This is a genomic window from Paractinoplanes ferrugineus, from assembly GCF_016862195.1.
Classification (GTDB): domain Bacteria; phylum Actinomycetota; class Actinomycetes; order Mycobacteriales; family Micromonosporaceae; genus Actinoplanes; species Actinoplanes ferrugineus.
The window spans coordinates 175,333-187,299 of sequence record NZ_BOMM01000028.1 but is presented as its reverse complement, the minus strand read 5'-3'; the positions used below and the strand labels follow the sequence as shown (position 1 = coordinate 187,299).

10 protein-coding genes are annotated in these 11,967 nt (G+C 71.5%); 2 read left to right on the top strand and 8 right to left on the bottom strand.

From position 1 onward, the window contains the following. Positions 1-3: 3 nt before the first annotated feature. The 6 genes from Afe05nite_RS16155 to Afe05nite_RS16130 all read right to left on the bottom strand — a co-directional run bounded on the left by Afe05nite_RS16155 (position 4) and on the right by Afe05nite_RS16130 (position 6,960). A complete protein-coding gene (locus Afe05nite_RS16155; protein ID WP_239117862.1) occupies positions 4-1,356 on the bottom strand; it encodes an NAD(P)/FAD-dependent oxidoreductase in 1,353 nt (450 codons plus the stop codon). Between the two features lie 154 nt (positions 1,357-1,510). Then, positions 1,511-2,623, bottom strand: coding sequence for a glycoside hydrolase family 53 protein (locus tag Afe05nite_RS16150; RefSeq protein ID WP_203817916.1), 1,113 nt, complete (start codon positions 2,621-2,623; stop codon positions 1,511-1,513). Between the two features lie 102 nt (positions 2,624-2,725). Beyond that, entirely contained in the window at positions 2,726-3,739 is a 1,014-nt protein-coding gene (locus Afe05nite_RS16145; protein ID WP_239117861.1) for a LacI family DNA-binding transcriptional regulator, read from the bottom strand. 23 nt (positions 3,740-3,762) lie between these two features. Continuing rightward, positions 3,763-4,659 (bottom strand): carbohydrate ABC transporter permease, encoded by an 897-nt coding sequence (locus Afe05nite_RS16140; protein ID WP_203817915.1) that lies wholly within the window; start codon positions 4,657-4,659, stop codon positions 3,763-3,765. Then, a complete protein-coding gene (locus Afe05nite_RS16135) occupies positions 4,656-5,597 on the bottom strand; it encodes a carbohydrate ABC transporter permease (protein ID WP_239117860.1) in 942 nt (313 codons plus the stop codon). The genes Afe05nite_RS16140 and Afe05nite_RS16135 overlap by 4 nt, the downstream gene beginning before the upstream one ends. 58 nt (positions 5,598-5,655) lie before the next feature. After that, positions 5,656-6,960, bottom strand: coding sequence for an ABC transporter substrate-binding protein (locus tag Afe05nite_RS16130; RefSeq protein WP_203817913.1), 1,305 nt, complete (start codon positions 6,958-6,960; stop codon positions 5,656-5,658). Between the two features lie 277 nt (positions 6,961-7,237). Here Afe05nite_RS16130 and Afe05nite_RS16125 point away from each other — a divergent pair, with 277 nt between their 5' ends. Then, on the top strand, positions 7,238-9,526 hold the full coding sequence (locus tag Afe05nite_RS16125) for a beta-galactosidase (RefSeq protein ID WP_239117859.1): 2,289 nt from the start codon (positions 7,238-7,240) through the stop codon (positions 9,524-9,526). 49 nt (positions 9,527-9,575) lie between these two features. Then, positions 9,576-10,175, top strand: a complete 600-nt coding sequence (locus Afe05nite_RS16120) for a hypothetical protein (RefSeq protein ID WP_203817912.1) — start codon at positions 9,576-9,578, stop codon at positions 10,173-10,175. Here the strand turns inward: Afe05nite_RS16120 and Afe05nite_RS44555 are convergent. Both Afe05nite_RS44555 and Afe05nite_RS16110 read right to left on the bottom strand, forming a co-directional pair. After that, complete coding sequence (locus Afe05nite_RS44555) at positions 10,169-10,948, bottom strand: hypothetical protein (RefSeq protein ID WP_203817911.1); 780 nt, start codon at positions 10,946-10,948, stop codon at positions 10,169-10,171. The genes Afe05nite_RS16120 and Afe05nite_RS44555 overlap by 7 nt on opposite strands. Before the next feature lie 31 nt (positions 10,949-10,979). Then, positions 10,980-11,960 carry an Acg family FMN-binding oxidoreductase gene (locus Afe05nite_RS16110; RefSeq protein ID WP_203817910.1) on the bottom strand — a complete coding sequence of 327 codons (981 nt, stop codon included), beginning with the start codon at positions 11,958-11,960 and terminating at the stop codon, positions 10,980-10,982. Positions 11,961-11,967 lie beyond the last annotated feature (7 nt).

Sequence of the window (11,967 nt, the reverse complement as noted above, 5' to 3'; positions counted from 1 at the left end):
GGGTCAGTCCTTCTGGACGGCGGCTTCGATGCGGGCTCGTTCGAACGGGTCGCCGTACTCGTGGATGGCCCGGCGGGCGAAGGCCTGCTGGATCGTCGACACCCGTTCGGAGCGGCCGCGGCCGACGAAGCTCACGGCCCAGTGCATGACCGCGGTGACGCGGTTCTTGAAGCCGACCAGGTAGAGCAGGTGGACCGCGACCCAGATGACCCAGGCGGGAAAGCCGTCCAGCCGGATCCGGCCGATGCTGGCCACGGCGGAGAAGCGGGAGATGGTGGCGAGGCTGCCCTTGTCGAAGTACTTGAAGGGCTTGGGGGCGGGCTTGCCGGCCAGCCGGTTCTTGATGGTCGACGCGGCGTAGCGGCCGCCCTGGATGGCCACCTGGGCGACGCCGGGGAGCTGGTCGCCGTGCTCGTCGTTCAGGTTCATCATGTCGCCGAGCACGAAGATCTCGGGGTGGCCGGGGACGGTCAGGTCCTTCTCGACGAACAGGCGGCCGGCGCGGTCGGTCCGGGCGCCGGTCACCTCGGCGATCTTGCGGGCCAGCGGGGGAGCGGCGACGCCGGCCGCCCAGACCTTGGTCATCGAGCCGATCCGCTGGTGGCCCCGTTCGCTGTCGACCTCGATGCCGGTGGTGTCGACGTCGACGACCTTGGTGTTCAGTTCCACCTCGACGCCGAGCAGGTGCAGCTGGCGCAGGGCGCGGGTGGACAGGTGGTCGCCGAACGTGTTGAGCACCGCGGGCAGGGCGTCGACCAGGATGATGCGGGCCTCGCGCGGGTCGATGTGCTTGTACTGACCGGGCAGGGTGCGGTGGGCGAGCTCGGCGATCTGGCCGGCCATCTCGACGCCGGTGGGGCCGGCGCCGACGACCACGAAGGTGAGCCAGCGCTCGATCTCCTGCGGATCGGTCTGCAGGTCGGCGATCTCGAACGCGCCGAAGATGCGGGCGCGCAGTTCGAGGGCGTCGTCGATGCTCTTCATGCCGGGCGCGTTGTCGGCGAAGCCGTCGTTGCCGAAGTAGGACTGGGCGGCGCCGGCGGCGACGATCAGGGTGTCGTACGCGACCTCGTAGTCGATGCCGGGCCCGGACACCTTGACGACGCGGGCCGAGGCGTCGATCTCGCGGGCCCAGCCGAGGCGTACGTCGACGTTCTTCTGCTTCTTGAGCACCTCGCGGATCGGCGGTGCGATCTCGCCCTCGGAGAGGATCCCGGTCGCCACCTGGTAGAGCAGCGGCTGGAAGAGGTGGTAGGACGTACCGTTGATGAGGGTGATCTCGACCGGGGCGTCACGCAGTGCCTTGATCGCGAAAAGACCACCGAAACCCGCGCCGATGACGACTACACGATGCATTTTCGCTCCCATCTCGTGCGCTCAGTAGAGTGCCCCGATCCGGGTGATTATGCCGTGACCCTCGGCACGTTCGCCCGACCGGCGAGAAACATCACGCCGAGCTGGGCATTGCGGGGTGCTCGCCGGTCGCGGCGAGCACCCCGCGGCGCCGCGGTCAGGGAGTCCAGACGATGTTGGGGTTCACGTGGCCGGTCCAGTCGAAGGCCGCCATGTTGTCCCAGCCGTCGCCGCTTCCGTTGATGTTGGCCGGGTCCCAGCCGTTGCCCGGGATCGCGTACCAGGTCGGTTCCCAGTAGAAGACGCCCACCGCGCCGGCGTTGCGGGCGGTGTTCTGCACGTAGGTGAACTGGGTCGCCTGCCCGGTCCAGGTCGCCGGTTGGCCGTCGCAGGTGGTGGTGCCGGGGATCGAGTTGGCCGTGCCGTCGGCGTCGGCCTTGGTGAACATGTACGCCGTCTCGGCGATCACCACCGGCTTGCCGTAGCGGGACTTGACGTCGGCGATGACGTTGTAGAGGTTCGCCAGCGTGCCGTGCCACATGCAGTAGTAGGACAGCGCCGTCACGTCCCAGGGCACGCCCTGGGCCCGGATGCCGTCGTAGAACCAGCGGGCGTTCGCGTCACTGTCCGCGTCGGCCGTGTGGATCCACACCTGGGTCCCCGCGTTGCACGCCTTGGTGGCGTTGTAACCCTGCTTGAGCAGCGCGGCGAGGGGCGCGAAGTTGTTGTTCGTGACCTTGCCGGTGGGCCACAGCATGCCGACGTTGATCTCGTTGCCGATCTGCACGCTGTCCGGCGTGGTGCCCTGCGCCTTGAGCGAGGTGCACACGTCGTAGGTGTAGTTGTAGACGTCGGTCTGCATCTGTGCCAGGGAGTGCGTCGACCAGGCCGCCGGCGGATACTGCTTGCCCGGGTCGGCCCAGGTGTCGGAGTAGTGGAAGTCGATCAGCAGGCGCAGCCCCTTGGCCTTGATCGCCCGTGCCTGCTGCAGGACCTTGGCCTTGTTGTTGTAGCCGCTGGCGGGGTTGTTCCAGATGCGCAGCCGGGTGTAGTTGACGCCCGCCGACCTGAGGATGTCGTAGGGGTCGGCGGCCGTGCCCGACTTGTTGTAGTACTTCGCCCCGAGGTCGAGGCTGCGCTGCAGGGTGGACACGTCGGCGCCGAGGTAGCTGAGCGTGTTGGCGGCGTGGGCGGGGACCGCGGTGAGTGCGAGCGGGGCCGCGACAGCGAGGACTGCTGTCGCGATTACTGCTCGGAGGGACCGTTTCATGACACTCCTTCACCGGAACTGGGACAGGGGTGTTGCCTCACGATCCGGAGGTCCGGCGGCCGGACGGTGGCGCGGCCACCGGACATCCGGGGATCTGGGTGGTCAGGCGGGTGCGGAGGCCCGGACGACCAGGGAGGTGGGCACGGTGATCGAGAGCGGGGTACGCCCGTTGACGACGTCGCTGAGGAGCCGGACCATCTCCTCGCTGATCCGGTCGAGCGGATGCCGCACGGTCGTCAGCGGCGGGTCGAGCGTCGCCGCGAGCCCGGAGTCGTCGAAGCCGACGACCTGTACGTCGCCGGGCACCGCGCGGCCGGCCTCGCGCAGCACCGGCAGCGCCCCGGCGGCCATCGCGTCCGAGGCGGCGAAGACCGCGTCCAGGTCCGGAGCCTGCTCGAGCAGCCGGCGCATGGCGGCCGCCCCGCTGGCCCGGCCCCAGTCGCCGCTCACGACGAGCGCCGGCTCGACCGGGATGCCGTGCGACAGCAGCGCGTCGCGGTAGCCCTGGAGCCGGTCGACCCCGCCGACCATGTCCTGCGGCCCGGCGATGGTGGCGATCCGCCGGCAGCCCCGTGACACCAGATGCTCGACCGCGGAGCGCCCGCCCGACCGGTCGTCGGCCATCACCGAGCTGATCTGCTGCTCGTAGCCGAGCACCCGGCCGCACGCCACGATCGGCACCTCGGCCCGCACCAGGTGCGACAGCAGCGGGTCGCCGGAGTGCGGGGAGACGAGCAGAACGCCGTCGACGTGGCCGCCGGACAGGTACGCGATGGTGCGGGTGCGCTCCTCCGGGGTGGACGCGATCATCAGGATCAGGGTCAGCTCGCGGTCGCTCAGCGCCTGCGCCACCCCGCGGAGCAGGACCGAGAAGTTCGGGTCCTCGAAGAGCAGGTGCTGCGGTTCGGTGAGCAGGAACGCGATCGACCCCGATTTGCCGGTCGCGAGGGACCGGGCGTGCGGGTTGGCGGTGTAGCCGGTGCGGGCGATCGCCTCGCGCACCGAGCGCACGGCCTCGGGGCTGACCCACTCCCGGCCGTTCAGCACGCGGGAGACGGTCGCGTAGGAGACCCCGGCCTCGCGTGCCACATCACGGATGGTGGGCCGCTTACGCACGTTCGGGATCATAGACGCCGGCATCAGGCCTTCACCGCCCCGGCGCCGAGGTCCACCCGCCAGTAGCGCTGGAGGCCGAGGAACAGCGCGACCAGCGGAATGATGGAGATCAATGCCCCGGTGACCACCGTGATGTACATCGCCGGCTGGCTGGCGCCCTGGTTCAGCAGGCCGTTCAAGCCGACCGTGAGCGGGTAGAGGTGGTCGTCGCCGAGCATGATGTAGGGAAGCATGAAATTGTTCCAGATCGCTACGAACTGGAACAGGAACACGGTGACCAGCCCGGCTCGCATCATCGGCAGCACCACGCGGGCCAAGGTGCGCCAGTCGCCGGCCCCGTCGATCCGGGCGGCCTCCAGCACCTCGGTCGGCACGGCGGCGGCCGCGAAGATCCGGCAGAGATAGATCCCGTACGGGGTGATCATGCTCGGCAGCAGCACCGACCAGTACGTGTTGGTCAGGCCGACCTTGGCCAGCAGCAGGTACTGCGGGATGGCCAGGATGACGCCCGGCACCAGCACCCCGGCCAGGATCACGTTGAACACGAACCGCTTGCCCGGGAAGTCGTACTTGGCGAGGGCGAACCCGGCCATCGCCGAGACGACCGTGGAGGCGGCGCCGCCGACCCCGGCGTACAGGGCGGTGTTGGCCATCCAGCGCCAGTAGAGCCCGTCGCGATAGGCGGACAGATCGCCGATGTTGTCGAGCAGGTGGGTGCTGGGGGCGAGGGTGAAGGTGGAGAACAGCTCACCGGAGCTCTTCGACGCGGCGATCAGCACCCAGACCACCGGGAACAGGGCGTACACCGCGCCGAGGAGCAGCAGGACGGTGGCGAGCGGGCTGCTCCGGCGCTTCCCGCGGACCGTCGGCGGGGGTGCGGCGGTGACCGGCGCGACCGGCCGGGCGGTCGAGACGCTCATGCGTCCTCCTGGTTGAAGGCGCGGTTCCCGACGAGCTTGAGGAAACCGAAGGACACGGCGAAGGTGGCCACGGCGATGACCACGCTGGTGGCGGCGGCCGAGTAGACGTCGTTGCGGACGAACGCGTCGCGGTAGACCTTCATCAGCGGCGTCCACGTGCTGGAGATCGTGTTGGACAGCGGCTTGAGCGTCATCGGCTCGGCGAAGACCTGCAGCGTCGCGATGAGCGAGAAGACGAAGGTCATGATCAGCGACGGGGTCACGATCGGGATCTTGATGCGGAACGCGATCTGCTTGTCGCTCGCCCCGTCGAGCCGGGCCGCCTCGAACAGGTCGGTCGGGATGGCCCGCAGCGAGGTGTAGATGACGATCATGTTGAAGCCGGTGCCACCCCAGACCGCGATGTTCGCGACCGCCCACAGCGTCCAGTTGCCGGTGAGCACGTCCGGGGCGGTCACGCCGAGCTTGCCGAGCACGTCGGTGACCGGGCTGACCCGCGGCAGGTAGAGAAAGCCCCACAGCAGCGACCCGACGACGGCGGGCACGGCATAGGGCAGGAAGATCGACGTACGCGAGAAGGTGCCGACCCTCGTGCGTCCGGCGTCGAGCAGCAGCGCCATCAGCAGCGCGAGCCCGAGCATGGCCGGCACGACGATGAGTCCGTACAGGCCCACCCGGTAGACGCTGGGCAGGAAGTCCGGGTCGGACAGCGAGCGGGCGTAGTTGCTCAGCCCGGCCCACACCTCGGTGCGGGCGCCGGCCCCCAGGCCGAGCCCGGAGATCTTGACGCGGCGCAGGCTCAGGTAGCCGGCGTAGGCGATCGGCGCGGCCATGAACAGCGTGAACAGGATCAGTGCCGGGGCGAGGAACGAATACGGCGCCCCGGCGCGCCGGCCACGGCGCGAGGCCGTCCGGGGCGTACGTGTGGAGACCGTCACGGCCCTCACCTCTCTCGGGTGATGCGGCGCGGCCCGGCCGCGCCGCATCGGGGGGTGGTCAGCCGGCGATCTTGAAGCCGGTGTTCTTCATGTCGTCGACCGTGGTCTGCTGCATGGTGGCGAGGGCCGCCGGGAAGTCCGCGGACTTCTTCGACGCGGCCGCCTTGCCGAACGCGTCGTTGTAGGCGGAGTAGGCCACGTTGACGTCCGGGCCGTAGGTGAACGGCTTGGTGATCTTGGCGGCCTCGGCGGCGACCGTGTAGAAGTCGCTCTGGTCGGACAGGAACGCGGGCGGTGCGGTCAGTGCGGCCGACGAGTCGACCGCGGCCGGGTAGACGTTCGCGGTGCCGGCCAGGGCCTTGATGCCGGCCGGGTCGGTGTTGAGCCAGGCGATGAACTCGGCGGCCTGAGCCTTGTGCTTGCTCTGGGTGGTGACGCTGGTGGCCGAGCCGCCCCAGTTGCCGTTGGCCGGCGCCGCCGCGTCCCACTGCGGGAGCAGGGCGGCCTTCCACTTGCCCTTGGTGCTCGCCGCGTTGCCTTCGAGCACGCCCGGGCCCCACACCGAGCTGAGCCAGCCGACCTGGGTGCCGTCGTTGAGCGCGGCGTTCCACTCGGGGGTGTACATCGGCTTGTTGTCGATGGCGCCCTCCTGCACCAGGCCACCCCAGTAGTTCGCGACCTTCTGGGTGGCGGCGTCGTTGATCGCGACCGACCAGGTGTCGCCGTCGACGCCCCACCAGGACGCGCCGGCCTGCTGGGCGAGGCCCGCGAACCAGCCCGGGTCGTTCGCCGAGAACGTACCCAGATATTGCTTCTGGTCGGCGGTGTGGATCCTGCGGGCGGCGGCCGCGTAGTCGTCCCAGGTCTTCGGGGCCGACAGGCCCAGCTTCGCGAAGACGTCGGTGCGGTAGTAGAACATCATCGGGCCGGAATCCTGCGGTACGCCGTAGAGCGCCTCGCCACCCAGGGTGACCGCGGTCCACGCCGACTCGGGGAACTTCGACTTGAGGCCGCCCGACTCCTTGGCGATGTCGGCCAGGGCGTTCGCCGAGACCAGGGTCGGGATCTTCTGGTATTCCGCCTGCATCACGTCGGGGGCGCCGGAGCCGGCCTTGATCGCGGTGAGCAGCTTGGTGACGGCCGGGTCGCCGCCGTCCTGCTTGTTGACGGTCACGTGGATGTCGGGGTGCGCGGTGTTCCAGCCGTCCACCACCTTGTCCATGTTCGGCGCCCAGGTCCAGTAGGTCAGCTCGACCTTCTCGCCGGGTTTGGGGGTGCCGCCGTCGCTGTCGTCGGAGCTGGAGCAGGCGGCGCCGGTCATCAGAAGCGCGGTGGCGAGAACGCCCGCGAATGTCTTTTTCATCGATCCTCCTCGATCGTCGGCCGGGTAGGAGGCGCGGCCGGGGTCCTGGTCGGGTGGTGCTCGGGGTTTGCCCGGGGGGAGACGTGCGTCACCGAACAGGACCTGTGACCGGTTACAGTGCTGCTCGTTTTCGCGATTGTCAAGAGCTTGCTTCTGGCCGGTTAAGGCGCGGTATCGTGCGGAGCGCCACGCCTGTGACCGGTTACAGTCGGTCGCTTTCGGGGGTCGCTCGTTGAGCAAGCGGCCCGCTGGAACCGTTCGTCCCTGAGGAGTCTCTGTGCCTGTCGACCCGCTCGCCGTTCGGCACCACCCCTGGTCGCAGCCGCTGCGCCGGCCCCGGATGAGCAACGACGAGGACGCCCGGCCGGGGGTCTCGCTGACCAGCCGCTACCTGATCCGCGACGGCGTCCCGGTCGTCCCGGTCTCCGGGGAGATCCACTACAGCCGGATCCCGCGGAACCGGTGGCGTCGCCGGCTGCGCCAGATGCGCGCCGGCGGCGTGACGGTCGCCGCCAGCTACCTCTTCTGGCTGCACCACGTCTCGCGGCGCGGTGCCCCGAGCTTCGCGGGCAACCTCGACGTGGCCGCGTTCGTCGACCTGGCCGCCGCCGAGGGGCTCGACGTGATCCTGCGGATCGGCCCGTGGTGCCACGGCGAATCCCGCAACGGCGGGTTCCCCGACTGGGTCCAGCAGGCGCCGGTGCGGCACCGCACCGACGACCCGGGCTACCTCGAGCTGGTCGCCGAGTGGTTCGCGCAGATCGCCACCGCGCTCGACGGCCGCTGCGGCCCGGGCGGCCCGGTGCTCGGCATCCAGCTCGAGAACGAGCTCTACGACCAGCCCGGCCACCTCGTCACGCTCAAACGCCTGGCCCGCGAGGCCGGCCTGTCGGCGCCGCTGTGGACCGCCACCGCGTGGGGCGGCGCCGACCTGCCGGCGGAGGAGGTGCTGCCGCTCTACGGCGGGTACGGCGACGGTTTCTGGGTCGACGCCGACGCCCCCTGGGACCCGACGTTCCGCGACCACTACTTCTTCTCGCACGTCTGGGACGATCCCGGTATCGGCGCGGACGTGCGGCGCATGCAGTTGCGGGGCACGGCTCATCCGCGTACCCCGTCGGACCTCTTCCCGCCCGCCACCTGCGAGCTCGGCGGCGGCATGGCCACCGCCTACCACCGCCGCCCGCGGCCGTCGGCGCTGGACGTCGCCACCGTCGCCCTTTGCAAGATCGGCAACGGTTCGGCCTGGCAGGGCTACTACATGTACGCCGGTGGCACCAACCCGCCCGGCGGTCTGCAGGAGTCACACGCCACCGGCTACCCGAACGACATGCCGGCCCTGGGCTACGACTTCGGCGCCCCGATCGGCGAAGCCGGCCTGCTGTCCGCCTCGCACGCCGCCCTGCGCGAGCAGCACGCCTTCCTCGCTGCTTTCGGCCCGGCGCTGGCGGAGATGCCGTCGAGCCTGCCCGAGGTGCGCCCGGCCGGGGTCGAGGACGCCACCACCCTGCGCTGGGCGTTGCGCAGCGACGGGACGAGCGGTTTCCTGTTCCTCGCCTGGCACCAGCCGCACGTGCCGCTCCAGGTCTACAAGGGTGCTCAGTTCCGGGTGGAACTCGCCACCTCGGAGCTGGTGCTCCCGGCGCAACCGCTCGACATCCCGGCCGGCACCCTCGCCCGCTGGCCGCTGCGCCTGACCCTCGGCGGCGTACTCCTGGACTGGGCCACCGCGTCCGCGCTCACCGTCCTGCCGGGTGAGATCCCCACCCTGGTGCTGATCGCGTCGCCCGGCGTCGGCACCAGCTGTTCGGTCGCCGGCGAACCGGTCACCGTCGTCCCGTCGAGGTCGCCGATCCGGCTGCGCTCAGCCGGCGGCGGCGAACTCGACCTGCTGATCCTGCCCGCCGACACGGCCCCGGACGTCTGGGTGTGCGAGGCCGGCCCGGCCCGCCGGCTGCTGCTCTCGCCGGCCGAGCTGACCTGGGACCCGGACGGCCGGATCGAGTCCACCGCCCCCGAGGTCCGGGTCTACGACCCCGCCCGGCGCGCCTTCGTCCCCCTGCCCCTGGAACCCGCTCCCGGCCCCCGGCCCGCCGCCGGGCGGCCCGGCTCCCCGGGGCTCGAGGTGGTCCCGGAGCTGGTGCGGGCGGCCGGGACCGCGGTTCCGGTGGCCTACGCGAAGTTCGAGGGACGGCAGTCGGCGCCCGCGGCGGAAACCTTCGACGAGCTCGCCGCGGTGTGGCGGGTCGGGGTGCCGGGCTGGGTGCTGGCCCCGGAGGTGGACAGCTGTCTGCGGATCCGCTGGGCGGGGGACGTCGGGCAGGTCCGGGTCGACGGGCGGGTGGTCACCGACCGGTTCTGGGACGGCTCCGACTGGACCGTCAGCCTGCGCGACATCGGGGCCGAGGACGGCGCCGAGGTCACTGTGCACCTGTTGCCGCTGGCGGCGGGCTCCACGATCTCGCTGCCGGGGGACGCGGCGGACCGGCTGGCGGGGGTGGACGGTCAGCTCCTCGCCCTCGACTCGGTCCGGATCGAGACGCGGGAGGTCTGGCGGGAGCGCTGACGGACCGGTGGTCCGTCGATGGATGACGACGGCGGGTCAGGGTAGTCGAATGACTATCCCTCGTTCGGTCGCCCGGCCGCACCTGCTGCCGCTGCTGCGGTCCGCGCTGGTCGGTGAGATCCTCGCCTGGATCTACCTGCACCCGGAGCTCAACTACTCGGTCGCGGAGCTGGCCCAGCGGTTCGGCGCGTCGCACCGCTCGGTCGGGCGGGAGGTGGACCAGCTGGCCGAGGCCGGGCTCGTCCGGTGCGAGCTGCGCGGCAACATCCGGCTGCTGCGGGCGGAACTCGCCACGCCGTTGACCCGGCCGCTCACCGAGGTGCTGGAGCTGACCTACGGGCCGATCGCGGTGCTGACCGACGTGATCCCGCCGGTGCCGGGGGTCGACGAGGCGTACCTGTTCGGTTCGTGGGCGGCGCGCTACGCCGGTGTGGGCGGTCCGCCGCCCCGAGACGTCGACGTGCTGGTGGTCGGCGAGGCCGACGACGGTGCGCTGGGCGGGGCGGCGCGGGTCGCCGAGCGCCAGCTGGGGCGGCAGGTGAACATCCACCGGGTGCCGCTCGGCCACTGGCGTTCGGCGAGCCGTGATCCGTTCCTCGAGTCGGTGCGGGCCCGGCCGATCTGCGCGCTGGTCACCCGCCGCTACTGAGCCGCCAGGCCGTCGGCGATCATCCGGCGCAGGAGGGCGGTGGCGTCCGCACCGCGCCGGACCGGATCGTCGTAGAGGCCGGCGGAGCCGGGATTCTCGCGCAGGCGCAGGGCCTCCCGGGCGATCCGGTGCCAGCGCCGGTCCGGGCCGGCCAGCAGGTAACGGCCGGCGCCGCTCTTCGAGGTCAGTTCGCCGGTGGTCAGCAGGTGGTGCAGGCGCGCCGGGCCGAGGCCGAGGAAGGCCACCGAGTCGTCGTGCTTGCCCAGCGCCTCCAGGTCACCGTCGCCGATCTGGTCGGCGATGAGCCGCCAGTAGGTGTCCAGGTTGTTGCGGGTGAACTCGCGCAGCTCGGACCGGCTGGTGTAGACACTCGGCAGCACACCCCGGATCGTGACGGCTCGTTCGGCCAGCTCGTGCCACGTCACCAGGTTGAGGTCGAGGGTCCCGTCCGGGTCGAACTCGTCGCGGAACCACACCGGGCGGTGCCCGGCCGCCTCGGCCGGCGGCGCGGCCAGGTCGGCGGCCGTGCAGTGGAAGCCGTCGAAGGCCCGCTCCGGGAAGCGGGCCTTGGTCGCCTGGTGGGCCGCCGCCAGCTCGGCGGCCGGCGGGAGTTCCGCCCAGACGGCCACGAAATCGATGTCGCTCATCGGGAAGAACTCGCCCCAGCAGAGCGAGCCGTGCAGGAACAGGCCCGTCAACCGGCCCGGGACCCGCTCGTCGACCTCGGCGAGGAAGGCGGCGGTCAGCTCGGTCACGGGTGCCGGCAAGGTCATGCCCGCGACCCTAGCGAGGCGATGCCACGGGTCACTGCCAGCCGGTCAGCTCGACGGTCTCGCGGGCCGGGCGGCGGGGGGACGGCGGTGGCGCCGCACCCGAGTCCACATAGCCGAGCCGCACGATCAGGTAGGGCTCGCCGGCGTCCGCGAGCAGCCTGCGCAGCAGCCGGCGCGGCCACGGCACCTCGACGGCCTCGCTGCTCGGGCAGGTCGAGATCTGCTGGTCGGTGGCGTACAGCAGAACCGCCGAGAGGGCCTCGCCGCCGCGCAGCAGGTGCAGCGGCGACGAGTCGTGGCCGTGCAGCACGGCGTACACCGCTCCCTCGTCGCCGCCCGGCCCGGCGGGCAGCCCGGCCGTTCCGCCCGGCAGGTGGTTGCGCGCCGGCACCCGCCGCAGGCTCGGCCGCACCGCCGTCGACGGGGGCACGCCGTCACCGGTCCAGGCGGGCCGGTGCGTCCAGCGGTTGAGCTCGCCGCGGTAGGCCGGATCGAAGTACTCGACGTCGGCCGCCTCGTCCACCGCGACGGCCAGCTCCGGCACCCGCTCGTCGGGCACCACGTGCAGGTGCGCGCCCTCCGCCTCGACCAGGAAGGCGAGCCGGGTGAGGGTCTGCGGCGGGACCCGCCGTTCGCCGTACGCCCGCCGGTCGGTCCGCCGCCGGATGATCGCGTCGGCGAGCCGCACCGCGAACGGGTCGGCGTCGCCGCGCCCGGTCATCCGGATCCGGGCGAGCACGTCCGGTTGCCGGGCGTCGGGCAGGCGCTCCACGTCGGCGGTCCAGCCGGCCGCGGCCAGCGCGACCCGGGCGTGGTGGAGCGCCGTGCCGCAGCTGAGCAGCAGCAGCCGGCTCTCCGGGTCGGTCACCGCGAGCCGGCGGGTGCGGTCGCCGCGCAGTTCCATGAACCGGCCGTCGACCCGCCACGACCACGGCTGGGTGTTGAACACCGAGGGTGCGCGCAGCGACGCCCGGGCGGCGGCCTCGAGAGCGTCACGAACTTGGCCATCCATGCCACGA

What these genes read in the sequence shown, in the direction of transcription:
- Afe05nite_RS16155 (WP_239117862.1), bottom strand. Translation starts at nt 1,356, where the DNA reads ATGCATCGTGTAGTCGTCATCGGCGCGGGTTTCGGTGGTCTTTTCGCG.
- Afe05nite_RS16150 (WP_203817916.1), bottom strand. Translation starts at nt 2,623, where the DNA reads ATGAAACGGTCCCTCCGAGCAGTAATCGCGACAGCAGTCCTCGCTGTC.
- Afe05nite_RS16140 (WP_203817915.1), bottom strand. Translation starts at nt 4,659, where the DNA reads ATGAGCGTCTCGACCGCCCGGCCGGTCGCGCCGGTCACCGCCGCACCC.
- Afe05nite_RS16130 (WP_203817913.1), bottom strand. Translation starts at nt 6,960, where the DNA reads ATGAAAAAGACATTCGCGGGCGTTCTCGCCACCGCGCTTCTGATGACC.
- Afe05nite_RS16120 (WP_203817912.1), top strand. Translation starts at nt 9,576, where the DNA reads ATGACTATCCCTCGTTCGGTCGCCCGGCCGCACCTGCTGCCGCTGCTG.
- Afe05nite_RS44555 (WP_203817911.1), bottom strand. Translation starts at nt 10,948, where the DNA reads ATGACCTTGCCGGCACCCGTGACCGAGCTGACCGCCGCCTTCCTCGCC.
- Afe05nite_RS16110 (WP_203817910.1), bottom strand. Translation starts at nt 11,960, where the DNA reads ATGGATGGCCAAGTTCGTGACGCTCTCGAGGCCGCCGCCCGGGCGTCG.